This is a genomic window from Pseudoalteromonas sp. PB2-1 (genome assembly GCF_045040605.1).
Lineage (GTDB): Bacteria > Pseudomonadota > Gammaproteobacteria > Enterobacterales > Alteromonadaceae > Pseudoalteromonas > Pseudoalteromonas arabiensis.
On record NZ_CP090667.1, the window covers coordinates 1,218,203 to 1,243,567 of the forward strand.

The following is a 25,365-nucleotide window of genomic DNA, read 5'->3' on the forward strand; positions in this document are numbered from 1 at the left end:
AAAAAATAGTGCATGTTTATCGAAAACTAACATTCAGGCATGTACTACTGACCCCGTATACTCCCAAAAAGCAGAAAAAGGATACCCAGTGAGGCTCTCAGGTTTAGGTGTTTGGAACTTATATTTCCTTATAAAGTTTTTTCTATATAGTCGTTCAGATATCTCATTTGACTTTTTAGCTAACTTAGCTTTCTTTGCTTTTTTGGCTGTATCTTTTCAGCAGCAATGGTTGACGCGTATTAAGCACATTGTAGGTGTTATCGTGGGCATCGCACTGTTTTATCATGATTCATGGCTGCCCCCGATATCACGATTAACCAAGCAAGCTGGGAATGTTCAAGATTTTAGTTTAGGTTACTTTTTTGAAATAGTCTCACGGGTGGTCAATATTGAGCTAGTTTTGGCATTATTTGTGCTGTGTATAGTGTACTGGTATAGCGCTAAGTGGCTCAGGTACACGAGCTTGTCTGTGCTTGGGTTTGCGTACGCTTATTGGCTGAGTATGTCAGTGCCTAGTGAAGGCTTAAGTACACCGATAGTTGTACAAAACCAGTCCCCTTTACTTGGAGAAAAGACAGCCGCATCAGATGCATCAATAGTTGAAACGCCAGATCAACAATTACAGGCTTTTTATCAGCAGCAAGCACAGTTAAAAACTCAGTTTCCAGCATCTTTCAATGGCCGTCCTTTTGATGTCGTGGTGCTTAATATATGCTCCCTCGCTACGGCTGATTTAAATGCTATTGGTGTTGAGCCGCGTAATCTCTTTAATGATTTTGATATATTGTTCAACGATTTCAATTCAGCTACGTCATACAGTGGCCCTGCTGCTATTCGGCTTTTACGAGCCAGTTGTGGCCAAACCAGCCAAGATAAGCTATTTGAACCTGTTGATAAACAATGTAAGTTGTTCAGTAATCTCGCTGAGTTAGGGTTTAAGACCTCTGTCGCTTTAAACCACGATGGTCATTTTGATGATTTTATTGGCTTAATTAGACAGTATGGGGGGGTCTCAGTTCCTAAACTCGATTTTAGTCAGTTTAGTCCCGCTCAGTATGGGTTTGATGGTAAGCCTATTTACTCTGATGGTGAGGTTTTGTCTGCTTGGTTAAATGAACAAGCAGCAGAACAGTCGCAGCCAAGAGCACTCTATTATAATTCGATTAGTTTACATGATGGTAATCAGTTAGCTGGACGTTCACGCATGAATAGTCTTGAAAGTTATCCTGCTAGGCAGCAAAGGTTGTTCTCAGATATTGCACAGTTTATTTCACGGCTTGAACGTGAAGGTCGAAATGTAATGTTAGTTGTTGTACCAGAGCATGGTGCGGCACTAAAAGGAGATAAGTTACAGTTTGCAGGGCTTCGAGAAATACCCAGCCCAGCGATTGTATCTGTACCGGCTGCTGTTAAGTTTATTGGCCCTGATATAAAGCACAGTGAATTACATGAAGTAGATAAAACAGTGAGTTACTTTGCGTTGTCTGAATTAATTAGTAATGCGATGAAATGGGATGTTTTTTCAGGTGTGGTGAGTGTTCAACGTTTAATTGCCAGCCTACCGAGCGCAGCCAAAGTTGCAGAGAATCAAGACACAGTAATGATGTATATCAAAGGGCAACCTTACATACAATTAGATGGTACTGAGTGGACTAAATACCCAAACAACTAATGCGTTTGGGTATATTTGTCCAAAAATCTTTACAATAGACTACCCTCGCATGGGGAGTTAGCGTATTATTCGCTTACTATAGGTTCCCGTTCTTTGAGGATGTATGCGTTTAGATATTCACTGTGCCGACCGAATTGGTATCGCCCAAGAGATTCTCAATATTTTGGTTAGTTATCAGGTTGATTTAAAAGGTATCGAAGTAGATTCGGTTAATTGCCGAATGTATGTCAGTTTCCCGCCAATAGAGTTTGAGCAATTTCAAAAGATTATGCCATCAATTCGATTAATTGATGGTGTGAAGGATGTCCGAACAACCGCATTTTTACCTTCTGAGCGTGAGCATAATGAGCTAAATACATTATTAAGAGCCCTGCCAGATGGCGTCATTTCGATTGATGCGAAAGGGTGGGTGCGTTTATGTAATGATGCTGCGTGTCGCGACTTACAGTTATCTGAAAATGAAGTGATTGGCGCAAACATCAATAATTTATTGAAAGGATTTAACTTTACGCGTTGGCTTGAGGGCAAAGAAGTACTTGGCCAAACAACCCGTGTAGAAGTGGCAGGTGAAGATTTCATTGCTGACATACTACCTATTTCTGTTCCACAAGGAGCTGAGGGAGATGTACTCGCCGGTGCGGTTATAAATATCAAATCACAAAGTCGCTTAGGCCAGCAAGTGAGCGCGTTTCGACGTTATGGTCAAGAAAGTTTCGCGACTATTCATAACTTTAGTACTGCTATGCGTCGTGTGGTTAGAGAAGCGCGCAAGATGGCACAACTTGAAGCGCCGATATTAATTACCGGTGAAACAGGCACTGGTAAAGAGTTGCTGGCACGTGCTTGTCACTATGCATCTAATCGCTCGGTTAAACCTTTTATTGCTTTATCGTGTGCATCTTTACCGGATGACGTCGCTGAATCTGAGCTGTTTGGTTACGCTGGCTATGAAGAAAATGCCGCCCCTAAACGTGGTGTTTTAGAGCAGGCTGATGGCGGTACGGTATTCTTAGATGAAGTTGGCGAGATGTCGACGCAACTACAAACGAAATTACTGCGCTTTTTACAAGACGGTACTTTTCGCAAGGTTGGAGATGAAAACGAAGTAAAAGTGAACGTGCGTATTATTGCAGCGACACAAAAAGATTTACCAGCCATGGTGCAAGAGGGCACATTTAGAGAAGATCTTTATTATCGAATCAATGTGCTAACCCTTGAGATAGCACCACTTCGTGATAGAAAGGCGGATGTAGGCCCATTGGCTGAGCACTTTATCCAAAAATATGCACAGCAGAATGGCCACTCAGTGCCTGTTTTATCGGATGATTGTTTAAGCTTTTTGCAAGACTATCCATGGCCTGGCAATGTGCGTCAGTTAGAAAATGCGATTTACCGTGCCGTCTCATTGTTAGATGACAACGAACTTAGAATTGAGCACTTGCAGCTGCCTACATTCACTCATGATCTAGGTTATCTGGAGTCAGACTTTGAAGGAACGTTAGATCAAGCGGTTAAACGCTTTGAGGCCACATTATTGCGAAAATTGTACCCTGCTTATCCAAGCTCCCGACAGTTGGCTAAACGTTTAGGTCTAAGTCATACTGCGGTTGCTAATAAGCTAAGAGATTACGGTATAAATCGTAAAACCGTAAAGGTCTAATACCAATTTCAATATTATCTAATAAACTGGTATATAGAGAAAATCAGCAAGCTGCATTTATTGCGGCTTGCTTTTAAGCCTTATTGTTTTGTGCCCATATCCTTGGTTACACCATCAAGAACAAGGTTACTGATGCCATTATCGTCAAATTTAATGACAATGCTGATGTTATTACGGGCGAAGAAATAATCGCGGTTGTCTAAACTAATAACATAGTTTCCTTTCACTGAATCAGTAAAGTCACGTTTTTTAAGTGTCAGTATGTGTTCACCAATTTGCCAATTAAACCCTTCAAAAAAGCCGTTATTAAACTCTTGAACCCATATCTGTTTTTCATCTTTACTTAATGTAATCGCTACCGAGTAAGATTCAGGGAGTGGCATATCATAAGTTTTGTTGCCAATAGTGAACTTTTCAGCATCTTGTTGCCATGCAAAGCCAAATTTAAACGCTTTTTCTACGCCGGTTGGATAGCTTAATGCGCCTTGCCCTTGGTAGCTAAAATCTGCAAAAGCTGAGTGAGAGAATAAGCTTGCCGCCATTAGGAACACTAAATTTAACAATTTCATTAGATTATTCTTTTTTTATACTGATTTATGCACAGATTAGAGCAGAATATTCGCCATAGCAATATGCTGTGATACACTTTGGTTATTATCAACTGGTTAGACCTTTACCGTGAATCTCTACTTTCGACTTATCTTATTATTTTTTAAAATTAAACGTAATCGTGATTATCAACAGTTACTCGATACAATTGATATTGATTTCAAAGCCTTACCGAGCGATTGTGATATCAATTTTCACCTAACTAATTCACGTTATTTGGCAATGATGGATATAGCTCGCACTTGGATGACCGAGCGTGTGGGTTTATTAAAACACATAATGAAACGCCGTTGGTTCCCGATCGTTAATGCCACAGCTATCACATACATTCGTGATATCAAGCCAATGCAAAAATACACTGTAAGTACTCGCTTAGTTGGCTGGGATCACAAATACTTTTATATTGAACAAAAGTTTCATTCGGATAGAGGTTTGCACGCAATTGCTTATGTACGCGGCGTTTTTAAACGAAAAAAAGGTGTTGTCAGTGTTGAAGAAATGCTTGAAGTTGCTGGCTTTAAAGGGGTTGCACCTATTTTGCCTGCCGAGGTTATGCACTGGAAAGAAATGCTAGAACAGAAAAAATTAACCAATAAATAAAAAAAGGCCGTAAAGGCGCTTTTTAGTGCGTATGGGCTTTCACTAAGTGAAAGAAGTTAGAATTTATATTTAACGCCAAACATAGCTACAACAGGGTCGATTTCGACAGTTGATGTAAGTGCTTTTGTGCCATTAGCGTAAACAGTTGCATCTGTATCAATATCAATTAATGCAACCATGCCGTGTAGACCCCAGTTCTCGTTCATCATGTAGTTGAAGCCCGCTTGCGCTGCAAAACCAAATGAGTCGTCTAGTTTCACTTCAACATCATCAGTACCTAGCGTTGCTTTTAAAGCTGCTGATGGTTGCTCATCAAAGAAAGTCGTATAGTTAATACCTACGCCAATAAATGGGCGGAACTTATAAGTTGAGTCTAAAAAGTGGTACTGCGCAATTAAAGAAGGTGGTAGCTGCTTGATGTCTGCAATTTTGTTACCAGCAAGACCGCCAGTACCTTGGATGTCGTGACTAAATGGTGTCGCAGCAACTAATTCAAGTACCCAATTATCATCAAATGCATAGTCGATGGTAAGACCTAATTGTGTATTATCATCGCCACGTAAACCTAATGTCGGTGCTTCGTTTATTTTTGAGCTGTCGTTATTTGGGTTTACATTAATCGCACCCACGTTAACGCTTAAATTTGCGTTTGCAACAGGAGAGAGTGCTAATAATGAAGTCAGTAATGCAATGCTTAATTTAGTTTTCATGCTGTTCTCCACGAACTACTTGTCTTGTTTGGTTGAGGCTATTATTACCGAGCTTGCTAAGACAAAACCTGTTCTAGATCAAAGTTTCAAAAATGTTTGAATAAAGTGAAGCTATTTTTTGATTTAGATTAAGTTTTTAATTAGGTACATAGAAAAAAGGTTGACTCGAGTTCACTTTAAACTCAGGCAGGTCTGATACAATAAGCTGTTTTTAAAATTTTAGGTGTGTTTAATGACAGATACTCAACATTTATTTCTTCATGGTTCGATAGCAAAAGCACTGTTGAAATTGGGTATCCCGATCATCTTAATCAATATTTTGCAATCTGCTTATCAGCTTACTGATGCCTTTTGGGTTGGCCGACTTGGCGCCGATCAAGTCGCTGCTGTGTCTGTGAGCATGCCTGTCACATTTTTAGTGATAGCCATCGGTTCAGGTCTTGCAATGGCAGGGGCTATTTTATCCGCTCAGTATATGGGAGCAGGCTTACAGGATAAGGTGAACCACGTTGCTGCACAAACAATGTTGATGGTCACAGTCACTGCAACAGTGTTAGGTTTGATTGGTTATTTTCTGTCCCCATATTTTTTAGTTTTACTTGGTGTTGAACAGGCTGTTTATGGCGACGCTTTGAAGTTTATGCATGTCTCTTTTATAGGGGTTGTTTTTGTATTCATTTACGCAATGTTTCAAGCGTTAATGCGCGGAATTGGCCAAACTAAAATTCCGCTTATTATTGTTAGTGGCACTGTATTACTTAATTTTGCCCTTGACCCATTGTTGATTTTTGGCTGGGGCCGTTTTTCAGGATTTGGGGTGATGGGGGCTGCATTAGCAACACTTATTACTCAGAGTCTTGCGGCACTAATTGGCGTATGGGTCTTTTTGCGGGGCCGTCATGGTATTCAATTAAAACTGTCGAGCTTTAAGCCTGACTGGCAATATATGAAACAAGCCTTCTTGTTAGGAGCACCAGGCTCCGTTGAGTTATCAGCACGGGCATTTGGGCTGATAATCATGTCATTTTTGGTTGCCAGCTTTGGCACCTACACATTGGCCTCTTATGGGGTAGGTTCGAATATTTTGCAAATGGTGATGATCCCTGCAATGGGGTTGTCGATGGCGGTGTCTACTTTGGTAGGTCAAAACATGGGAGCTGGAAATCCAAAGCGAGCAGCACAAATAACGCGACTTGCTTGTATATGGGGCTTAACTGGGTTGTCGCTGGTGGGAGGAATTGCTTATTTATTTGCTGAATATTTAGTTGCCTTTTTCATTCCTGATGATCCGTCTGTCATTAAAGGTGGTGCTGAGTTCATTCGTAAAATGTGTTTAACTTGGGGCGGGATCGGTGTGCAACTTTGTGTTGTTGCAACCTTTAGAGCATCAGGAAATATGCTCAATGCAATGATCGTTTCTTTGTTAGCGCAGTGTGTTATTCAGTTCCCAGCTGCGTATATTTTATCAAAACATACGGCGCTTGGTCCGCAAGGGATCTGGTACTCGTTTGCTCTAACGAATGTACTTGTGGCACTCATAACCTATGCATGGTTCTCAACAGGACGTTGGCAACGTACAAAATTAACGGAAGAAGACAAAGATATTGCTAAAGTGACGCAAGAGACCTTAATAGAAGAAGGAAATCATTAATTTAATCTTCACACAGCAGTCATAATTTCGAGTTGTAATAACCCTACATAGTGAAAAAACTGGGGTTATTATGAGTATAGAGCTCGCGCCAAAGTTACAGCCACACAGCGATGTGGTTAAAGCATTACAAACATTAATCCAATTTAAGTCAGTCACTCCCCAACAGGCGGGGGCGATTGATTGGCTTGCGACAAAGCTGACTCAACTTGGGTTCGAGTGTGAGGTGTTTACTTTCAACCAAGTCACTAACTTAATTGCTAAAGTTTCATTTGGTAGCGGCCCTGTGGTGGCGTTTTCTGGGCATATTGATGTGGTGCCCGCAGCCGAAGGGGATTGGCGAGTTGATCCTTTTTCTGGTCACGTTGTTGATGGTGCTGTGTATGGTCGTGGCGCTGCTGATATGAAAGGCGGTGTGGCGGCTATGTTATGCGCTACAGAAAAGCTTGTTACTCAAAGCGAGGATAAGCAAGGAACTTTCTATTGGCTAATTACGTCGGATGAAGAAGGGGAAGCTGAATATGGATCGTTGCTTATCGCTGAGCGATTAGCAAAACAAGGCATTGTGCTCGATGGTTGCTTAGTGGGTGAGCCAACAAGCCACCTTCATGTTGGGGATACGATTAAGAATGGTCGTCGTGGTGCTTTATCGGCACGTTTATCAATCCAAGGTAAAGCAGGGCATGTCGCTTACCCAGATAATACAGTCAATGCTGCACACTTAAGCGCCGAAGTCGTCAAACGATTAACTGCAATATGCTGGCACAAAGATGAAGCTAGCTCAGCGACTACTCTCCAAGTCACCGGTATTAATATTGCGAACGTAGTCGATAATTTAGTTCCCGCCAGATGCGAGTTGACTTTTAATGTACGCTATAGTCATGGCTATAAAAGTACTGATGTGAAAAAAGAAATTCAATTTGCACTTACAGATCTTGCCGATACGATAAAAATTCAATGGGAACGTCCTTGTGAGTCTTATTACACTGCTTATCAATCACAAGATTGCTTGTTGAATAAACTGGAACAAGCTGTGCTTGAAGTGACAGGTAACTTTCCATTACTCAGTACCAGTGGGGGGACTTCGGATGGGCGATTTTTTGCCAATGAGCACACCCAAGTTATAGAGTGTGGGGTTTGTAACAACACGATCCACCAAGTCAATGAACATGTTCCCATTACTGATTTACTGTGTATTGAAAAAATTTATTACGCAGCACTTCGCAATATTTTTAGCTGAAGACTCATTTTTAAAACAAAGAAGCCGCCAATAAATGCCGACTTCTTTGTTTTTATAATATGGTAGGAATTATTTTTAGCGTGACTGACCTAAGTATCGCTTGGCCTTACTCGGTTTAACTTTATCTAAATCAACAAGCACTAAACCATCAATACAATTGTTAAATTCAGGGTCGATACTAAAGCTTAAAAACTGCACACCACCTGGCTCACAAAGCTCGGTATATTGTTTGAACAAGGTCGGGACTTGTGCGCCAATATTGGCGAGTACATGTTTTAACTCAACAAAGTCCTCTTTAATATCATTACCCATAAATAGCTGAGCACATTGCTCTTTTTGTTGTTCGGTATGACGAAATTCATTATTAGGAATCGCCAATAGTTGCTCTGCCCCATAATAATGTTGGTAATAATGAACCAGTAGCGACTTTGCTTGCTCGGGGAGTGCGTTTGACACACTCACTGCACCAAATAAATAACGGTATTGTGGGTAGCGATTCACAAATGCACCAATGCCGAACCATAAATAATCAAGGCTCTTTCTACCCCAGTATTTTGGTTGCACGAAGCTACGGCCAAGTTCAATGCCTTTTTCAAAATAAGGTGCCATGTCATCGCTGTAGTTAAATAGGCTGTCAGTGTATAGCCCTTTGCGGCCATGTTTCTCAATGATGTCTTGTGCACAGGCGAGTCTATATGCACCCACTAATTCAAGCTGCTTTGCATCCCATAAAACAAGATGCTGATAATCCATGTCGTATTTATCTATATCTCGACGTTTACCACTGCCTTCCCCGACTGCCCGAAACGCAATTTCGCGCAGTCGTCCTAGCTCACGGAAAATCGGCGAGCTACCGCAGTATTGATATAAGTAGATTTTCATACCATCTGATGTTTCACCCAATAGTTCACACTCTTCAATGGCCTTTTTTAGATCTTTAGTTGCTTCTGGGCTTGCTATAGGTGTTTGAGTTTTCAAAGGCAGCGGTTTTTTAGTGACAAGTCGATATAATTGCTTTCTTATGAGCTGCGCGATTTCTTTATCTTTTAAATTTTCAATTAAGTATGATTCAGGTGGAATTGAAGCACCAATTTCAAACTCTAATGATTTTTGACGTTGTTTGAACATTTCTTTTACTAACAACAAACTCGCTAACGGTTTATAAATCATGGAAGTGCCGTAAAACAAAGGACTATTTTTCGCTTTAATGTAAATCGGTAAAATAGGGGCGTTGGCTTTTTTGGCCATGCGTAAAAAGCCACTGTTCCACTTACAGTCCTTAATTCCTGTGGGGCTTAAGCGAGATACTTCGCCTGCTGGGAAAATTAATAGCGCACCATCCGACTTTAAATGCTGTTGGATATTAGCCAGTTCTTTCTTTTTACTGGTGCCAGAAAGGTTATCAACAGGGAGTAGTAAAGAGTGCATAGGGGTGATAGACATCAGCATGCGGTTGGCAACCACTTTTAAATCTGGTCGCACGCTTGATAAAACCTTAACTAATGCTAATGCATCGAGTGAGCCGATAGGGTGATTTGCCACAATAACGACGTTACCCTCACTGGGAATGTGTTCTATTTGCTTTGGCTTGTAGCGTGTGTCAAAGTCTAGCTCATCAAGAACCTGCTCAACAAATTCAAGCCCTTGTAAATGTGGGTATGCATCACCAAAGGCAACAAATTCCTGCTCGTGTAGCAAGTAACCGAGGCCTTTTTTAACTAAGCCTTTTACTTTTGGTGAATTTTCTAACTGTGGTAAATTTGCTTCTATTACTTTATCGACACTGATCATACAAACCTCAACATAAACGCATTCAGCGATGAGGTTAGAGTAAGAGTTCGCTGTGACAGTTAGGTTGCAGTTGTGTGACTTTTTAAAGAGCGCTTTGAGAGCGGTTCAAAATATGGAGAATACAATGATTTTACTTGTAGCTGTAACAGGTCGAGATTGCAGCCAATTAATTGCTCGATTACAAGCGTTATTACCTGAGGTTGACGTGCAGCTTTGGTCTGAGTGTTCCAACTATGAAGCAGTAGAGTTTGTGCTTGCCTGGAATGCACCGGCTGATTTATGGCCTAAGCTGGTAAATTTAAAAGCCGTGTCTTCATTTGGGGCTGGTGTCGATAGCATCGATTTGTCAGCGATAGCAGCGCATGTTCCCGTTGTTAGAATTGTTGATGATAATCTTGCAAATGATATGGCAGAGTATGTGTTGACCCATGTATTGGCACACAAGCTTAGGCTCAAAGAATATTATTTAAAACAATCAGCCAGCACTTGGAAGCCAAAGCGCGCGTATGCACATCAACATGTGGGTATTTTAGGCTTCGGCGAGTTAGGCAAGGCGGCAGCGATGAAGTTAGTAGCAAATGGCTTTAAAGTGAGTGCATGGTCAAACAGTGAAAAGCAGCATCCAGAGGTTAGTTGCTATCACACACAGCAAGGGCTTAATGAGATGCTTCCTTTGGTTGACTATCTAGTATGTTTATTACCATTGAATCAGCATACAGCGGGTATTATTAATGAAGATCTATTAGCGATGTTGCCTCCTCATGCGGTTGTCATTAATGTGGCAAGAGGTAAGCATGTTATTGATACAGATTTAATTTCGGCGCTAGATAGTAATAAAATACGTGCAGCCACATTGGATGTATTCACTCAGGAGCCTCTAGATAAAAAGCATTCATACTGGTCTCATGACAAGATTACATTAACGCCTCATTGCGCTGCTTTATCTGATATTAACAGTGTAGTTAAACAAATCGAGACTAATGTTAAAAGATTAATTTGCGGGGGAGAGCTAATTAATAAGGTTGATAGAGCAAAAGGTTATTGACAAAGTGTGAATTAATTTATCAAACGTCTTGTTAACATCTGTAACTTTGTTATGCTGGGTAAGTACAATAAACAATAATAAGAAGAGGCGTTATGAAATCTAACCAAAATGGGGCGAAATTTAGTCTAGTCATTGTGTCAGTCATCGTTTTAGGTGTCTCTGCATGGTTTAATCAAGCGAATGCAAGTGAAACGCATGTTCAACCAGTAGTAAGTAACCAAAAATAATCGTGTTATTGGTGCACAAAGTGGATGTGCACCAACTGCCTAGCTTCTTTTAGAGTGGATCTCTCTGTTTTCGTGCTTTTTTTCATCCGACTTTTTCAGCAACACATAAGTTGCGCCATTCCCTCCATGGTGTTTGAGTGCGCTATGAAAGGCGAGTACAGATGGAATTTCTTGTAGCCATTTATTTGTGTAACTTTTTAATATTCCTGGTTTAGATTTGTTTTTAATGCCAATACCATGGCGAACTAACACTACCCGTATGTTGCGTTTATGACAGTCATCAATAAATGTAAGAAGCGTCGTTCTTGCGCGTTGAAGAGGTTGGCCATGTAAATCTAGAGTCGCATCTAGCTGGTATTTAGCTAATCGCAGGTTTTTAAAAACTTGTGCTTGCACACCTTCATTTTTAAAGCTTAAAACGGCATGGGGGTCTAATAGCTCCACATACTCGCTCTGTAGATAATTCTCATCTACAGATAAATCGCACTCAGCAGCTTTGCGTTTTTCTTGCTGAGCAAGTGACGGGCCTTGCTTAGTGCTTTTGAGTTTTACAGTGTCATGTTTAAGAGGTTTAACATCTTCCATTGACATAAGAAATAAGTCGAAGTCGTCTAATGACATAAGGTACCCCCAAATTATCTATACCCAAACCACCTTAAGGTGCGAGTTTCAGTTGGAATTAAAAGCGATTTAGGCAAGGCATTGATTGCAAGTAATAGTGGTTCTATTGTTAAAATCAATAACGCAGTATAAATCGCTTTTAACCCAACCCTCTGGGCGTTTCACAGGCACTTACTCTCATCGTTGTTACTTCTTAAAAGGGACCACCATTCTTGCAAAGTAACGCCTTGATATTAAGCACCTGTGAAACGCTGAATTCTGCATCTTGAGGTGGCTTGGGTATATATACGCTGCATATGGTATATCAGTTCAGCTATTTTGTAAGTAAAAAAAAGCCCAAACAGATGGCTGTTTGGGCATAAACAATGATAGGTAGGATAACCTGTTCTATCAATTTATCTTAGGAGAAGTTTAACCTTGGTTGATATTCAATTGGCCAAATGTGTAAACCTTGAATAAATAAAATGTGTTGATCAACACTAAACTCATATTTGAGATCACACTCGATGACATCAGATCTAGACTAAACGATAAAAATAATAAACTACACGCGCTAATCGCTGCAAAACGCAGTAAATTTAACTGATTAATAAAGAAAGCACCTAATCCTAGTGCAAGTAACGTTAAGTTTAAAAGCCAATCTAGCTCGTTTAGCATGGTCGTATCTAATAGTGTCTGTGTTGAAAAAGGAGCGCCATTATGGTGATCTTTTGCACAGTTTTCAACCAAGTAATTTTATTGTTTTCGGATTAGATTTTTTAATCCATGGCTAGCTTTTTTATTACAGCAAAAAAGCCACTTTGATCGGTAATGCGGTATTTCTGACAGCTGTTAGGGTTGCGTTTGTCTTGGCACAAATAAATAGTATTACGGCTAAGGTCTGCACGTGGGATTAGTGTAGAGTCAAACACGTTGGCTCCGTAGCCAAATATGCCAGGCCAGAAGACACTTTGCGATACCATGCCTAGTTTCTCGTAGGTGATAAGAATTGGTTTAGGAGTGATAAGCAAAATTAATAATACGACTGCTAAAATGTACCAACGGGCCGGACTTTTCTTTACAGTAGGCTCTGCTACGGTTTGTTGTATTGGCTGCGTGGGTGTCTGAGGCTTGCTTATTGTTTTTGGTCGTTTGCTAGGGACTGGTTTCTTGCGAGCGGGTTGCTGCCCAAGTAAAGATTGTTTTTTTACATTTTTAGACATAAAGCTTATCTGGCCTTTTATTTATAGGTCTCTATAATGAGATTATAACGAAGTTTTTGATATAATAGTTAAATTCAGATCATATAACATTGATTGTCCTAATTTGCGTAAAAGGTGCATTTCAACATGCAATTAGTGTTTATCTTTAAATATTAAGAGGAATAGTATGGATACGCAGCTTTCAATTTTAATTGTGGACGATGTGGGGACTGTCCGCAGTTTTTTAAGTCAAACGCTAATGCACTTAGGTATTGATAATGTGCGAGAGGCTTCAACAGCTGCACAGTGCTTAAGTGTATGTAGAGAAAAAGAGTTCAATATTATTTTCTTAGATATAGAGCTACCCGATGGTGATGGTAAGGAGATTATTTCACAAATTAATGAAATATCGCCAGAGGCGAATGTGGTGATGGTGTCAGCTCACTCTACGGTTGAAAATGTAAAAGAAGCAATTGAAAAAGGCGCTAAGGGTTTTGTTGTTAAGCCATTTACACCTAAAAAGATTGCGGCTATGTTGAAAAAATTCTACCCAGATCTAGAGATCGTTTAGCCGAGGAACACTTCTACTTAGGCTATTAAAAGTAAGGTAAAAAAAAACCGGCATAGGCCGGTTTTTTATATTCATCAAAAACAAATTATAGCGCTTTGATTTTAGCTGCTAAACGGCTCTTATGACGAGCTGCTTTGTTCTTGTGGATTAGACCTTTAGTTGCGTAACGGTCTAGGATAGGTGTTGCAACAGCGAATGCCGCTTGTGCAGCTTCTTTGTCGCCCGCTTCAATTGCAGCAACTACTTTTTTGAAGTAAGTGCGCATCATTGAACGACGGCTTGCGTTATGTTGACGATTTTTTTCGCTCGTAATAGCGCGTTTTTTTGCAGACTTGATGTTAGCCAAGGTTTGCTCCTAACAATCTTAAAATAAGCTTAATTTAAAGGCCGTGGAATATGCCTGTTTTTATCATGAATGTCAACGAAATTTTGACATCTCAAGAAAAACTGCTCCTTATAACGAACATCAATTTGCCGCTTTAGCAGTTAATATCGCCATTGTAACAAAGGGTCGAGTTCGAGCCTAGTGCTTTAAAGATATTTTAGGCATAATCGCCCATCTTAGAAGTTTTTATTCGTAGGTTTAGGGTGGCAAAAGGATTATTTCGTTCTGGGATGATTGTCAGTGCAATGACGATGATCTCGCGTATTTTAGGACTAGTACGTGATGCAGTTGTAGCCAATTTATTGGGGGCAAGTGCAGCTGCTGATGTGTTTTTATTTGCTAACCGAATTCCTAACTTTTTGCGCCGTTTATTTGCTGAAGGGGCGTTTGCACAAGCGTTTGTACCTGTTTTGTCTGATATTAAAGAGCAGCAAGGTGACGATAAAGTAAGATTATTTGTCGCTCAAGCTGCTGGCACCCTAGGGACAATTTTGCTCGTTGTAACTTTATTTGGTGTGATTGCCTCGCCAGTGATTGCCGCACTGTTTGGCACCGGTTGGTTTATAGATTGGTGGCAAGGAGGAGAAGATGCTGGAAAGTTCGAGCTGGCAAGCGCGCTTTTAAAACTCACTTTTCCGTATTTATTTTTTGTTAGTTTAGTTGCTTTAAGCGGTGCTGTGATGAATGTATACAATCGTTTTGCAGTGGCGGCGTTTACCCCAGTACTTTTAAATATATCCATTATCACTTGCGCTATTTTTCTGCATGATCAGTTTTCAGTGGGTGCATATGCACTTGCGATAGGCGTGTTTGTTGGTGGTTTAGTGCAGCTACTGTTTCAGTTACCGTTTTTGTATCGTGCCCGTATGCTGAGCCGTCCTCAATGGGCTTGGCAAGATGAAAACGTTAAAAAAGTACGAAAACTAATGCTGCCAGCGTTATTTGGCGTCTCTATTAGTCAAATAAACTTGTTGCTCGATACCATGATAGCTTCAATGTTAATGACGGGTTCTATTGCGTGGCTCTACTATTCTGACAGGTTGATTGAGTTTCCTCTTGGTCTATTCGGCATTGGTATTGCGACGGTGATTTTACCCGCACTATCTAAACTTCATAGCACGAAAAGCACACGTGATTTTCAGCACACGCTAGATTGGGGAGTGCGCTTTGTAATCTTTTTAGGCTTACCTGCCATGTTTGGCTTGATGGTGATAAGCCCTTTAATCATCACCGTACTTTTCGATCATGGGGCATTTCAAAATGGAGAGATAGATCATGTTCAAGCGGTAAGTTATGGCGTAATGGCTTATTCGGTTGGCTTAGTTAGTTTCATGCTGATTAAGGTGTTAGCACCTGGTTTCTATTCACGTCAGGACACGAAAACGCCTGTTAAAATTGGCATTAAAACGTTAGTGCTTAATATGCTTTTTAATATTATGCTAGCCCCGTTTATTGGTTATTTAGGGTTGGCGCTGGCCACGTCTATGTCGGCAAGCTGTAACGCGTATTTGCTGTATCGCCAGTTGCACAAAGAAGGGGTTTATCAGTTTTCAGGTATGAGCCTTAGATTTAGTTTTAAGTGTTTGTTTTCTAGTGTATTTATGGCGGCTGTAGTATGGTATGTCGGGCAGCGCTTTGCTTGGCAGACTTGGCACTTTATGGAGCAAGTTTCGTTACTTGCAGGGTTACTCGTGTTAGCCGCATTGGTGTACTTTTCTTCTCTGTTTGTAATGGGAATTCGACTAAATACGATAAAAAGTGTTGCAACTACTGAATCAAACTAAAAAAAAGATTATAATCGGCGTTTCACGCCCGATACCTGTGTTTGGGCTCGCTGATAAAGGCAAAAAGGTGGCATGGAGTTAATTAGAGGTATTCACAATATACGCGCGCAGCATTACGGCTGTGTGTTGACCATTGGTAACTTTGATGGTGTGCATTTAGGTCATGCAGAAGTGATAAAAGGCTTGCTACAAGACGCACAGAAACATCAACTACCAAGTACTGTGATGTTATTTGAGCCTCAGCCGCAAGAGTTTTTTGCCAAGGATAATGCGCCAGCGCGTTTAACCCGACTTCGTGATAAGCTAAGTTTACTTGCAAAGTTAGGTGTTGAGCGAGTGATTTGCATTAGTTTTAATCAGCAGTTTGCAAATATGGAAGCGGAACAGTTTGTAAGCCAAGTTTTGGTTGAAAAGTTGGGTGTCAAAGCACTGACCGTGGGCGATGATTTTTGTTTTGGTAAGCGTCGCCGCGGTGACTTTTCACTACTAAAAAGCATGGGCACTGAGTTAAATATGGATGTGAAAAGTACCGCCAGTTTTCGCCGACTCAATGATAGAGTAAGCAGTACCCTTATTCGCCAAGCACTTGCTGCAGGGCAATTAGAAGATGCAAAAACCATGTTAGGTCATGGCTATGCGATATCTGGACGTGTTATTCATGGCTGGGCAAAAGGCCGTGAACTAGGGTTTAGAACAGCAAACATTGCTTTAAAACGCCAAGTATGTCCTGTAAATGGCGTGTTTGCGGTACGAACAACTGTTGGCAATAAAGAACTATTTGGGGTTGCAAATATTGGCAACAAACCCACATTTAATGGAACACGCGCATTGTTAGAAGTACACCTTTTTGACTTTGCGCAAGATATTTACGGACAATTTATGCACGTGGAGCTGATTAAGAAGCTTCGCGATGAGAAAAAATTCGAGACATTAACACAACTGACGGCGCAGATTGCAGATGATGTAACCGCCGCGAAGCAGTGTTTTGGTTTAAATTAGGTAGCCGATACGGAAAGTAGGATTAATGAGCGACTACAAACATACTTTGAATTTACCGGAAACAGCGTTTCCAATGCGCGGCAATTTGGCACAACGTGAACCAAAAATGCTTAAGACATGGTATGAAGACGATCTTTATGGTCAAATTCGCAGCGCTAAAAAAGGTAAAAAAACCTTCATTTTGCATGACGGCCCTCCGTATGCAAACGGTGATATCCATTTAGGCCACTCGGTAAACAAAATTCTTAAAGATATTATTGTTAAGTCAAAAACCTTGTCTGACTTTGATGCGCCTTATGTGCCAGGTTGGGATTGTCACGGTTTACCAATTGAATTAATGGTTGAAAAGAAAGTAGGCAAGCCAGGCGTGAAAGTGTCGGCTGCTGAGTTCCGTGAAAAATGTCGCGAATATGCTAAAAAGCAAGTTGAAGGTCAAAAAACAGACTTTAAACGCTTAGGTGTATTTGGTGATTGGGATAAGCCTTACTTAACAATGAATTTCGACTTTGAAGCGAATGCAATTCGTGTACTTGGTCGCATTATTAAAAATGGTCACTTACACAAAGGTGCTAAGCCTGTTCACTGGTGTACAGATTGTGGTTCAGCGCTTGCTGAAGCAGAGGTTGAATACCAAGATAAACAGTCGCCAGCAATTGATGTACGTTTTGAATTTGCTGACCAAGATGCTGTTATTAACGCATTTGAACTAGCAGATGGCCATAAAGGCACGGGTACTGTTAGCACCGCAATCTGGACTACAACACCATGGACATTACCTGCTAACCGTGCAGTAGCTGTTCATGAAAAACTTGAGTATGCCCTTGTTCAAATTGACGATGAAGGTGCACAGCAGCGTCTAATTTTAGGTTCTGAGCTAGTTAAAGATGCTATGGATCGTTATGGCTTTAAGCATTATCACGTACTAGGTTATGTAAAAGGTGCTGCACTTGAGAATTTACAGGTTGCTCACCCATTCTATGACTTCACAGTGCCAGTTATTGTTGCTGATCACGTAACGACTGATTCTGGTACCGGTGTTGTTCATACTGCGCCTGGCCACGGTCAAGAAGATTTCGCAGCGGGTCTTGCTTATGGTTTAGAAGTAGCTAACCCGGTTGGTGCTAACGGTGTTTACTTACCTGACACACCAATGTTTGCTGGTCAGCACGTATTTAAAGCAAATGCGAGCGTCATTGACGTATTAACTGAAAACAATGCGCTATTACACCACCATGCATTAACACATAGCTACCCACATTGCTGGCGTCATAAAACGCCAATCATCTTCCGTGCTACGCCGCAGTGGTTCGTCAGTATGGATCAAGCTAACCTTCGTCAAGATTCATTAAACGAAATCAAAAAGACTGAGTGGTTACCGGAGTGGGGCGAAAGCCGCATTGCCAACATGGTTGAAGGCCGTCCTGATTGGTGTATTTCACGTCAACGTACATGGGGTGTGCCAATTGCACTATTCGTTGATAAAGACACCGGTGCGCTTCACCCAAATACCCAAGAGTTAATCGAAGAAGCGGCAAAACTGGTTGAAAAATCAGGTATTCAAGCTTGGTATGATTTAGACCCTGCAACATTACTTGGCGATGACGCTGAGCAGTACATGAAAGTACAAGATACGCTAGATGTATGGTTTGATTCAGGCGTGACTCATGCCTGTGTGGTTGATGCGCGTGATGATTTAACAGGTCCTGCTGATCTTTACTTAGAAGGTTCTGATCAACACCGTGGTTGGTTTATGTCGTCTATGATGACATCGGTTGCTATCAATGGCCATGCGCCGTATAAGCAAGTCTTAACACATGGTTTCACGGTTGATGAAAACGGCCGTAAGATGTCCAAGTCATTAGGGAACGTTATTTCACCACAAAACGTGATGAACAAACTAGGCGCTGACATCTTACGTTTATGGGTTGCCTCAACTGACTTTACAGCAGAAATGACTGTATCTGACGAAATTTTTAAACGTTCAGCTGACCGTTACCGTCGTATCCGTAACACCAGCCGTTACTTACTTGCCAATCTAAATGGCTTTGATCCAAAAACCGATCAAGTTGCCATTGAAGACATGGTTGAGCTTGACCGTTGGATTGTTGGCCGTGCAGCCGAGCTTCAAGATGAAATCTTAGCAGCTTACGACAAGTACCAAATGCTGCTGGTAACGCAAAAGCTTATGAACTTCTGTACTGGTGAGCTTGGTTCGTTCTACCTAGATGTAATCAAAGACCGTCAGTACACAGCGAAAAGCGATAGCCATGCACGTCGTTCATGTCAAACAGCGCTTTACCATATTGCTGAAGCAATGACGCGTTGGATGGCACCAATCTTAAGCTTCACAGCACAAGAGATTTGGGAAGCACTACCAGGCGAGCGTGATAACTTTGTGTTCACTTCGGTGTGGTACGATGGCTTAAAAGCCTCTTCGCAAGGTAAGTTCAGCAACGACGATTGGTTAACAATTTTAAATGTGCGTGATGAAGTAAACCGTGTACTAGAAGCGGCTCGTAAAGAAGACGTTATTGGTGCAACTTTACAAGCAAACGTAAGCATCTACGCAAGTGAAGAGTTAAGCGCGAAATTAGCTGCGTTAGGTGATGAACTACGCTTTGTATTATTAACGTCAGGCGTCACCGTTGAAACTGTAACAGCGCAGCCTGAAGGTACTCAGGCGACTGAGATTGATGGCCTATTCATTAAAGTCGCTGCAACAACCGCTGAAAAATGTGAGCGTTGTTGGCATTACTGTGATGATGTAGGTGCTAACCCTGCTCATCCTGAAATCTGTGGCCGTTGTGTAAGCAATGTTGACGGCGATGGTGAACAGCGTCAGTTCGCATAGGAGTTGTTTGTGAGCAAACTAGCCGGAAAAAGTGGCTTGGTTTGGTTATGGCTGAGTCTACTACTTTTAGTAGTAGACCATGCGACAAAAACACTTGTCGTTAATACCATGGCCTACAAAGAGTCAATCGATATTCTGCCTTTTTTTAATTTCACTTATGTACATAACTATGGTGCCGCTTTTAGCTTTTTAAGTGACTCTGGAGGTTGGCAACGCTGGTTTTTTAGTCTGATTGCTGTGTCGATCAGTGTACTTTTAGTATGGTGGCTTAAACGCTTACCAGCAACAAACAAGGTACTGTGCTCAGCATATGCATTAGTGTTAGCAGGGGCTATTGGCAATTTATACGACCGTATTGCTTATGGTTATGTCATTGACTTCTTGCACGTCTATTATGAAAACTGGCACTTCCCTGTTTTTAATATTGCCGATTGTGCCATTTGTATTGGTGCCGCATTACTTTTATTTGATGCCTTCACAGGCGAAAGTCCTAAGGAGCAAAAAGCATGAGCCAAGCAGTAATTGGTAATAACTCTGAAGTGATCTTTCATTTCTCGATTAAGTTAGAAGATGGCTCAGCAGCCGATTCTACTAAAGTTCATAATAAACCAGCTAAATTGCGAATGGGTGACGGAAGCCTAACAGAGAACTTTGAAAAATGTTTGTTAGGTTTAGCGGCAGGTGACAATAAATCTTTTGAACTTGAGCCAGAGGATGCATTTGGTCAACCTAATCCTGATAACATTTATTATGTTGACCGCAGCAAGTTTGGTGCCGATACCCCAGCTGAAGTTGGCAATATAATCGCGTTTACTCAACCAGACGGTACTGAATTACCTGGTCTTGTTCGTGAAGTACAAGGTGAGTCTGTAACGATTGATTTTAACCATCCTTTGGCAGGTCAACGTTTGACTTTTGAAGTTGAGATTTTAGAGGTAGCGGGCTGATGGATATTTTATTAGCCAATCCGCGTGGTTTTTGTGCCGGAGTGGATCGTGCAATTAGTATTGTTGAGCGTGCACTCGATATCTTCGAAAAGCCTATCTATGTACGCCATGAAGTTGTGCATAATCGTTATGTGGTTGATGGTTTAAAAAATCGTGGTGCTGTTTTTGTTGAAGAGCTTGACCAAGTGCCTGACGATAGCATTGTTATTTTTAGTGCCCATGGTGTATCGCAAGCTGTTCGTAACGAAGCAAAACGCCGTGAATTAAAAGTGTTTGATGCAACCTGTCCGCTGGTCACTAAAGTTCATATGGAAGTAACGCGTGCGAGTAAAAAAGGCATAGAGTGTGTGTTGATTGGCCACCACGGGCATCCTGAAGTTGAAGGCACCATGGGTCAGTACGACAACGAAGCGGGTGGTATTTACTTAGTAGAAACCCCTGAAGATGTCGAAAAGCTGAGCGTTAAAAACCCTGAAAACCTATTCTACTGTAGCCAAACGACATTATCAGTGGATGATACGGCAGATGTGATTGATGCACTACGTGCTAAGTTTCCAGCCATTGATGGCCCACGCAAAGATGATATTTGTTACGCAACGCAAAACCGTCAAGACGCAGTCCGTGATCTAGCGGATAAAGTGGATGTATTACTTGTTGTGGGAGCAAAAAATAGCTCTAACTCAAATCGTCTACGCGAGCTTGCTGATAAAATGGGCACTAAGGCGCATTTGATTGATGATGCAAGTAACGTTGAAGCGGATTGGTTCAACAATGTAAATGCGGTGGGTGTTACTGCCGGCGCATCTGCACCCGAGGTTTTGGTTCAGCAAGTTATTGCGCGCCTGAAAGAATTAGGCGGTAATCAAGTTGTTGAAAACCCTGGTGAAGAAGAAAATATAGTATTTGCCGTTCCTGTTGAGCTACGCTAATCTAAGCGGATAACTGTGAACAAAAAATAGGAGAGCCCATGAGCAAACAGCCAACTAAAAACGGTTTGCTGATTGAGGCTCTTTTTCAATCCAGAGGGGTACTCGCAACCCTCGTCGTCAGTCAAACCATTGCTGTTTTATTGGCTTTTTCGCCTGCAAGCTATGGTGATGTGTGGCTTCGCCTAGCTGTTTTTAGTTTCTTTTTACACCTTGTTTTTCTGACTAGCGTTGCCGTGCTTTATGTTTCTAGAGAGCCGCTTGCTAGATTATCAAATACATGGCAAGTCATTGCCTTAAGTTCCTTACTTCTTTTATTAACATGCTTGTACAGCTTTTTTGTGCTCAGTCTTTTTGATGAACTTTATCAGGTTGACTCCCTAACTCATTTTTTAGCAAGCAATATGCTGATTATCTTTTTAGTGACAGTGCTTTTTGTACAGTTTATTTCTATTCATAATCAAAAAGAGCAGCAGACAAAAGCGTTAATCCAAGCAGAACTGGATGCTTTACAAGCACGTATTAGACCGCATTTTTTATTTAACAGTTTAAATACCGCAGCAGAACTGACTCACCATGATGCTAATGCGGCTGAGCAGGCTATTTTAGCTTTAGCCGCTTTGTCGCAGGCAGCAATGAGAAGCGGTAAGGCAATTAGTTTAAGTGATGAAATAAGCTTATGTCAGCAATATATTAGCTTAGAAAAATGGCGTTATGGTGAGCGCTTAGTGGTGTGTTGGCAATTACCTGATGACATACCAGAATTAGAGATCCCCTGTTTATCAATACAGCCACTGATTGAAAATGCTGTTTGCTATGGTGTCGAGCCGGCAGATAAGGGAGCGAGGATTAATATTTCTATGCATGTTTCAGATAAAAGTTACACGTTTATAATTACTAATCCGCTATACAAAAATAAGGGTGCTTCGCCGAGTGGTAATGGTATGGCACTTGAAAATATTCGCCAGCGTTTAGAGCTTTTTTATAACTATAAAGCCCAGTTACTGACCACTCAAAGAGAGGGGGAGTTTAGAGTGAAACTTGTGCTACCAAGGCTAAAAATACAATGATAAGTACATTAATTGTTGATGATGAACCGCTAGCACGGGCCCGTATAAAACGCTTACTCGCAGCGCACCCTCAATATGAGGTGATAGCCGATGCTGAGGATGGCGAGTTGGCAGTTAAGTTATGCCAACAGTTACAACCTGATTTAGTCCTTTTAGATATTAACATGCCAAAGTGCTCAGGGATGGACGTTGCAGCCGTGTTGAAACAGCTGACTATTCCACCTGCCGTAGTGTTTTTAACAGCACACCCAGAGCACGCGCTCGAAGCTTTTGAGCTTGCTGTTGACGGTTATTTAGTTAAACCCGTTACAGCGGATGCATTATCGAAAACGCTGTCTCAACTGAGAAGATTAAATCGTGCTCAAGTGAGTAAAAGTGATGACCTTTATATTAGCTATCAACTTGCAGGGGTCATTAAGCGAGTGCATATTGAAGATATAATTTGTTGTACAGCTGAGCAAAAATATACGCGTTTAATCTTTGACGGTGGCGAAGCTTTAGTCGAGCAAAGTTTAAAACAGCTTGAACATCAGTACCCAGCGCAATTAATGCGCATTCACCGTAATACATTGGTTAATAAAAACCGAATTTATAGTATGACCCATGATGATGGTGTGCACTCGTTGATGTTAGATGGTGTGTCGACAAAATTTGTTATAAGTCGACGAGAAGTAAAGTCTGTTAAGGCTATTATGGGTAAATAGCGTGGCTTAATGTACCGTTTATCAATAAAAATGACCGCTCATCCATTCTTATATTGCTATTTATTGACCCCACCTTATGCTTAATCTATGGAAAAGTATCAATTGAATTCATTATGTTAAACAAATCACAAGTCCAAGGCTTTACGCTAATCGAAGTGCTTATAGCTTTTGTGATCTTAAGCTTTGGCTTGCTCGGTGCTGTGGCACTTCAAGCAAAGGCAAAGCAAGCGAGTTTTGACTCAATGCAGCGTGCAGCGGCTATTGCTTTGGGTAACGATATTATCCAGCGAATGCGTGCGAATGACACGGCAGGGTTTGCAGGTCGTTATAACGGAACATTAACCAGTGACACACCATTAAATACAAATTTACAGTGCTTTAATAACGCTTGCTCTGCAGAGCAAGTGGCGGCACTTGATAAACAGCAGTGGGTGAGAGCTATTCAAGCGCGTGAGAATACGGGGGCTTTAGATGATGCAACCGTGTGTATAAATGCAGCGTCGCTGGGCACAGCAAATGAATTTAATATTGAAGTGGTTATCAGTTGGCAAGGCCGTCAAAAGATTAAAGCAAACAGTGATACAGCAGCAGTTGATTGTGGCGCATCAAATGATAAACGACGCTTAATTGTACTCGAAAGTTATATATATCTAAGGTCTTGATATGAAAAAGCATATTGGCTTTACATTGGTCGAAATGATGGTTGCACTGTTTATAGGTGGCCTGGTGTTGGGCGGAGTCATGTTCACTTACTTGAGTATGAAAATCACAACCCGAGACACGATGACAATAGGCGAGCTTCAAGAAACGGGCCGACTTGCAATGAATATAATGCAGCGTGACATTGAGCAAATAGGTTTTTGGGGAACATATTACGAAAAATCAATGACATCTGAAAATACGGATACTTTAACCAATCCTGGTAACGATTGTTTTGGGGGACTCAATAACGGCAGTTTCCCTGACGCGGCATCCGTTACTAACTTTCGCTCTGTTTATGCGGTAAATACAACCGATAATACCGCACTAAGCTGTATTAATAATGTAAAAAAAGATACCGATGTTCTGCAAGTAAAGTTTTTAGAGGGCTTAGAGATAGCACCTGCTGAAACAAACAATAATTTTTACTATTTTATCGCTGAACAAGATAGGGGAGAGTTTCGCAGGGGGCCTGTTGATGCTGCCAGCATAAGTGGCAATGCGACTGTATGGCGTTATCGTCATCATGTTTACTATATTTCTGAGCAAACATTCACTATTAATGAGCAACAAATTTCTGTACCTGTACTGATGCGCAAACGACTAAGACCAGGCTCTGGCATGGTGACCGAAACCATTATGGAAGGGGTCGAAGACATACGCTTTGTATTTGGCCTAGATACAACAAATAACAGCCGTGTTGATACCTATAAAAGTATTGAAAATATGACTAATTCTGATTGGGAAAGCCGTCAAAGTATTTTAACTGTTCAGGTCTTTTTACTCACAAGGTCGTTAATGCCTGATGCAAATCTGAAGTTGCAAAATCAAACCTATACGTTGGGCGAAGATGCAAATAAGCGAGAGCTCACATTTAATGATAACTTCAGGCGTGCGTTGTTCACTACGACTATCCGCTTAAATAACGTAGGAGCAAACCTATGGCGCATTTAGTTTCGGTAAAAAAACAACAAGGTGTTGTGCTGATAGTCGCCTTGATTATGGTTGTGGCTGTAACTGGAATAGCGGTTACCTTAATGAGTAGCAGTAGCATTGATATAAAAATTACGAATGCGGCTCAAGAGCGGGATGCCGCCGAGAACAAACTAATCGGTATTGTTCAAGAGGTCATTGCAAAAGAAGCACTCGAAGACGGTAAAAGTGCATTTTTATTGAAACCCGCAAAAATACCTGCTGAGGGTTTTAAAATGAACAAAGTTGATAATGAGACAAGCACACTTAAAAATATGAACAAAGGGCCATCAGCATTACTTTGCCCACGCAAGTTTGATCCGACCCCAGGTATTGTTTGTAATATGGTGCAAATTGACTCAAGCCTTACTTATGGTTCTAAGAGTAAGCACACATTAACCGTTGTCACAGGTGTTGCCCAAGAGATGGCAAACGTGAATTCGGGTAGTTAAC

At 41.2% G+C, this 25,365-nt stretch carries 26 protein-coding genes; 19 read left to right on the forward strand and 7 right to left on the reverse strand.

Going from position 1 to position 25,365, the window contains the following annotated elements; genetic code table 11:
* Positions 1-88 precede the first annotated feature (88 nt).
* Together bcsG and tyrR are read left to right on the forward strand one after the other, a co-directional pair.
* The gene (gene bcsG, locus L0Z67_RS05570) at positions 89-1,672 is read left to right on the forward strand and encodes a cellulose biosynthesis protein BcsG (RefSeq protein WP_405128562.1); all 1,584 of its coding nucleotides are present in this window, start codon (positions 89-91) and stop codon (positions 1,670-1,672) included.
* Positions 1,673-1,775: 103 nt separating this feature from the next.
* The gene (gene tyrR / locus L0Z67_RS05575; RefSeq protein WP_062570500.1) at positions 1,776-3,332 is read left to right on the forward strand and encodes a transcriptional regulator TyrR; all 1,557 of its coding nucleotides are present in this window, start codon (positions 1,776-1,778) and stop codon (positions 3,330-3,332) included.
* 80 nt (positions 3,333-3,412) lie between these two features.
* On the opposite strand, the gene L0Z67_RS05580 is transcribed toward tyrR, so the two are convergent.
* Positions 3,413-3,901 (reverse strand): hypothetical protein, encoded by a 489-nt coding sequence (locus L0Z67_RS05580; protein ID WP_405128563.1) that lies wholly within the window; start codon positions 3,899-3,901, stop codon positions 3,413-3,415.
* Between the two features lie 109 nt (positions 3,902-4,010).
* On the opposite strand from L0Z67_RS05580, the gene L0Z67_RS05585 reads away from it, so the two are divergent.
* Entirely contained in the window at positions 4,011-4,541 is a 531-nt protein-coding gene (locus L0Z67_RS05585; protein WP_062570502.1) for a thioesterase family protein, read from the forward strand.
* 56 nt (positions 4,542-4,597) lie between these two features.
* Here the strand turns inward: L0Z67_RS05585 and L0Z67_RS05590 are convergent, their stop codons facing one another.
* Positions 4,598-5,251 (reverse strand): OmpW/AlkL family protein, encoded by a 654-nt coding sequence (locus L0Z67_RS05590; protein WP_405128564.1) that lies wholly within the window; start codon positions 5,249-5,251, stop codon positions 4,598-4,600.
* Between the two features lie 232 nt (positions 5,252-5,483).
* Here L0Z67_RS05590 and L0Z67_RS05595 point away from each other — a divergent pair, with 232 nt between their 5' ends.
* Together L0Z67_RS05595 and dapE are read left to right on the forward strand one after the other, a co-directional pair.
* Positions 5,484-6,902 carry an MATE family efflux transporter gene (locus L0Z67_RS05595; RefSeq protein ID WP_237115032.1) on the forward strand — a complete coding sequence of 473 codons (1,419 nt, stop codon included), beginning with the start codon at positions 5,484-5,486 and terminating at the stop codon, positions 6,900-6,902.
* A 70-nt stretch (positions 6,903-6,972) separates the two neighbouring features.
* Positions 6,973-8,139: a succinyl-diaminopimelate desuccinylase gene (dapE, locus tag L0Z67_RS05600; protein ID WP_193988571.1), complete on the forward strand. Its 1,167-nt coding sequence runs from the start codon at positions 6,973-6,975 to the stop codon at positions 8,137-8,139.
* Between the two features lie 75 nt (positions 8,140-8,214).
* Here dapE and L0Z67_RS05605 read toward each other — a convergent pair whose 3' ends face one another.
* Positions 8,215-9,930 carry a lysophospholipid acyltransferase family protein gene (locus L0Z67_RS05605; RefSeq protein ID WP_193988572.1) on the reverse strand — a complete coding sequence of 572 codons (1,716 nt, stop codon included), beginning with the start codon at positions 9,928-9,930 and terminating at the stop codon, positions 8,215-8,217.
* Between the two features lie 124 nt (positions 9,931-10,054).
* On the opposite strand from L0Z67_RS05605, the gene L0Z67_RS05610 reads away from it, so the two are divergent.
* Together L0Z67_RS05610 and L0Z67_RS05615 are read left to right on the forward strand one after the other, a co-directional pair.
* The gene (locus L0Z67_RS05610; protein WP_405128565.1) at positions 10,055-10,975 is read left to right on the forward strand and encodes a 2-hydroxyacid dehydrogenase; all 921 of its coding nucleotides are present in this window, start codon (positions 10,055-10,057) and stop codon (positions 10,973-10,975) included.
* Positions 10,976-11,067: 92 nt separating this feature from the next.
* On the forward strand, positions 11,068-11,202 hold the full coding sequence (locus L0Z67_RS05615; protein ID WP_267135597.1) for a hypothetical protein: 135 nt from the start codon (positions 11,068-11,070) through the stop codon (positions 11,200-11,202).
* Positions 11,203-11,241: 39 nt separating this feature from the next.
* On the opposite strand, the gene smrA is transcribed toward L0Z67_RS05615, so the two are convergent.
* The 3 genes from smrA to L0Z67_RS05630 form a co-directional block, all read right to left on the reverse strand.
* Positions 11,242-11,823 carry a DNA endonuclease SmrA gene (smrA, locus tag L0Z67_RS05620; RefSeq protein ID WP_130151240.1) on the reverse strand — a complete coding sequence of 194 codons (582 nt, stop codon included), beginning with the start codon at positions 11,821-11,823 and terminating at the stop codon, positions 11,242-11,244.
* Positions 11,824-12,234: 411 nt separating this feature from the next.
* Entirely contained in the window at positions 12,235-12,480 is a 246-nt protein-coding gene (locus tag L0Z67_RS05625) for a hypothetical protein (protein ID WP_062570799.1), read from the reverse strand.
* A gap of 101 nt (positions 12,481-12,581) precedes the next feature.
* Positions 12,582-13,025 (reverse strand): hypothetical protein, encoded by a 444-nt coding sequence (locus tag L0Z67_RS05630; RefSeq protein ID WP_405128566.1) that lies wholly within the window; start codon positions 13,023-13,025, stop codon positions 12,582-12,584.
* Positions 13,026-13,191: 166 nt separating this feature from the next.
* On the opposite strand from L0Z67_RS05630, the gene L0Z67_RS05635 reads away from it, so the two are divergent.
* Complete coding sequence (locus L0Z67_RS05635) at positions 13,192-13,575, forward strand: response regulator (protein ID WP_062570510.1); 384 nt, start codon at positions 13,192-13,194, stop codon at positions 13,573-13,575.
* 85 nt (positions 13,576-13,660) lie between these two features.
* On the opposite strand, the gene rpsT is transcribed toward L0Z67_RS05635, so the two are convergent.
* A complete protein-coding gene (rpsT, locus tag L0Z67_RS05640) occupies positions 13,661-13,921 on the reverse strand; it encodes a 30S ribosomal protein S20 (protein WP_036967030.1) in 261 nt (86 codons plus the stop codon).
* A 242-nt stretch (positions 13,922-14,163) separates the two neighbouring features.
* Here rpsT and murJ point away from each other — a divergent pair, with 242 nt between their 5' ends.
* From murJ to L0Z67_RS05695, 11 genes are all read left to right on the forward strand, one after another.
* The gene (gene murJ, locus L0Z67_RS05645; RefSeq protein ID WP_267145286.1) at positions 14,164-15,744 is read left to right on the forward strand and encodes a murein biosynthesis integral membrane protein MurJ; all 1,581 of its coding nucleotides are present in this window, start codon (positions 14,164-14,166) and stop codon (positions 15,742-15,744) included.
* Positions 15,745-15,816: 72 nt separating this feature from the next.
* Positions 15,817-16,743 carry a bifunctional riboflavin kinase/FAD synthetase gene (gene ribF / locus L0Z67_RS05650; RefSeq protein ID WP_062570511.1) on the forward strand — a complete coding sequence of 309 codons (927 nt, stop codon included), beginning with the start codon at positions 15,817-15,819 and terminating at the stop codon, positions 16,741-16,743.
* A gap of 25 nt (positions 16,744-16,768) precedes the next feature.
* Entirely contained in the window at positions 16,769-19,594 is a 2,826-nt protein-coding gene (gene ileS / locus L0Z67_RS05655; protein ID WP_062570512.1) for an isoleucine--tRNA ligase, read from the forward strand.
* A gap of 9 nt (positions 19,595-19,603) precedes the next feature.
* Complete coding sequence (lspA, locus tag L0Z67_RS05660) at positions 19,604-20,104, forward strand: signal peptidase II (RefSeq protein WP_062570513.1); 501 nt, start codon at positions 19,604-19,606, stop codon at positions 20,102-20,104.
* Positions 20,101-20,541, forward strand: coding sequence for an FKBP-type peptidyl-prolyl cis-trans isomerase (gene fkpB, locus L0Z67_RS05665; protein WP_062570514.1), 441 nt, complete (start codon positions 20,101-20,103; stop codon positions 20,539-20,541). Before lspA ends, fkpB begins: the two co-directional genes overlap by 4 nt.
* Positions 20,541-21,470, forward strand: coding sequence for a 4-hydroxy-3-methylbut-2-enyl diphosphate reductase (ispH, locus tag L0Z67_RS05670; RefSeq protein WP_062570515.1), 930 nt, complete (start codon positions 20,541-20,543; stop codon positions 21,468-21,470). Before fkpB ends, ispH begins: the two co-directional genes overlap by 1 nt.
* A 38-nt stretch (positions 21,471-21,508) precedes the next feature.
* A complete protein-coding gene (locus L0Z67_RS05675; protein WP_405128567.1) occupies positions 21,509-22,537 on the forward strand; it encodes a sensor histidine kinase in 1,029 nt (342 codons plus the stop codon).
* Entirely contained in the window at positions 22,534-23,241 is a 708-nt protein-coding gene (locus tag L0Z67_RS05680; protein WP_267135596.1) for a LytTR family DNA-binding domain-containing protein, read from the forward strand. The genes L0Z67_RS05675 and L0Z67_RS05680 overlap by 4 nt, the downstream gene beginning before the upstream one ends.
* 113 nt (positions 23,242-23,354) lie before the next feature.
* Positions 23,355-23,903 (forward strand): type IV pilus modification protein PilV, encoded by a 549-nt coding sequence (gene pilV / locus L0Z67_RS05685; protein WP_062570517.1) that lies wholly within the window; start codon positions 23,355-23,357, stop codon positions 23,901-23,903.
* A 1-nt stretch (position 23,904) separates the two neighbouring features.
* Positions 23,905-24,894, forward strand: a complete 990-nt coding sequence (locus tag L0Z67_RS05690; protein WP_405128568.1) for a PilW family protein — start codon at positions 23,905-23,907, stop codon at positions 24,892-24,894.
* Positions 24,882-25,364: a pilus assembly protein PilX gene (locus tag L0Z67_RS05695; RefSeq protein ID WP_193988576.1), complete on the forward strand. Its 483-nt coding sequence runs from the start codon at positions 24,882-24,884 to the stop codon at positions 25,362-25,364. Before L0Z67_RS05690 ends, L0Z67_RS05695 begins: the two co-directional genes overlap by 13 nt.
* Position 25,365: the final 1 nt, after the last annotated feature.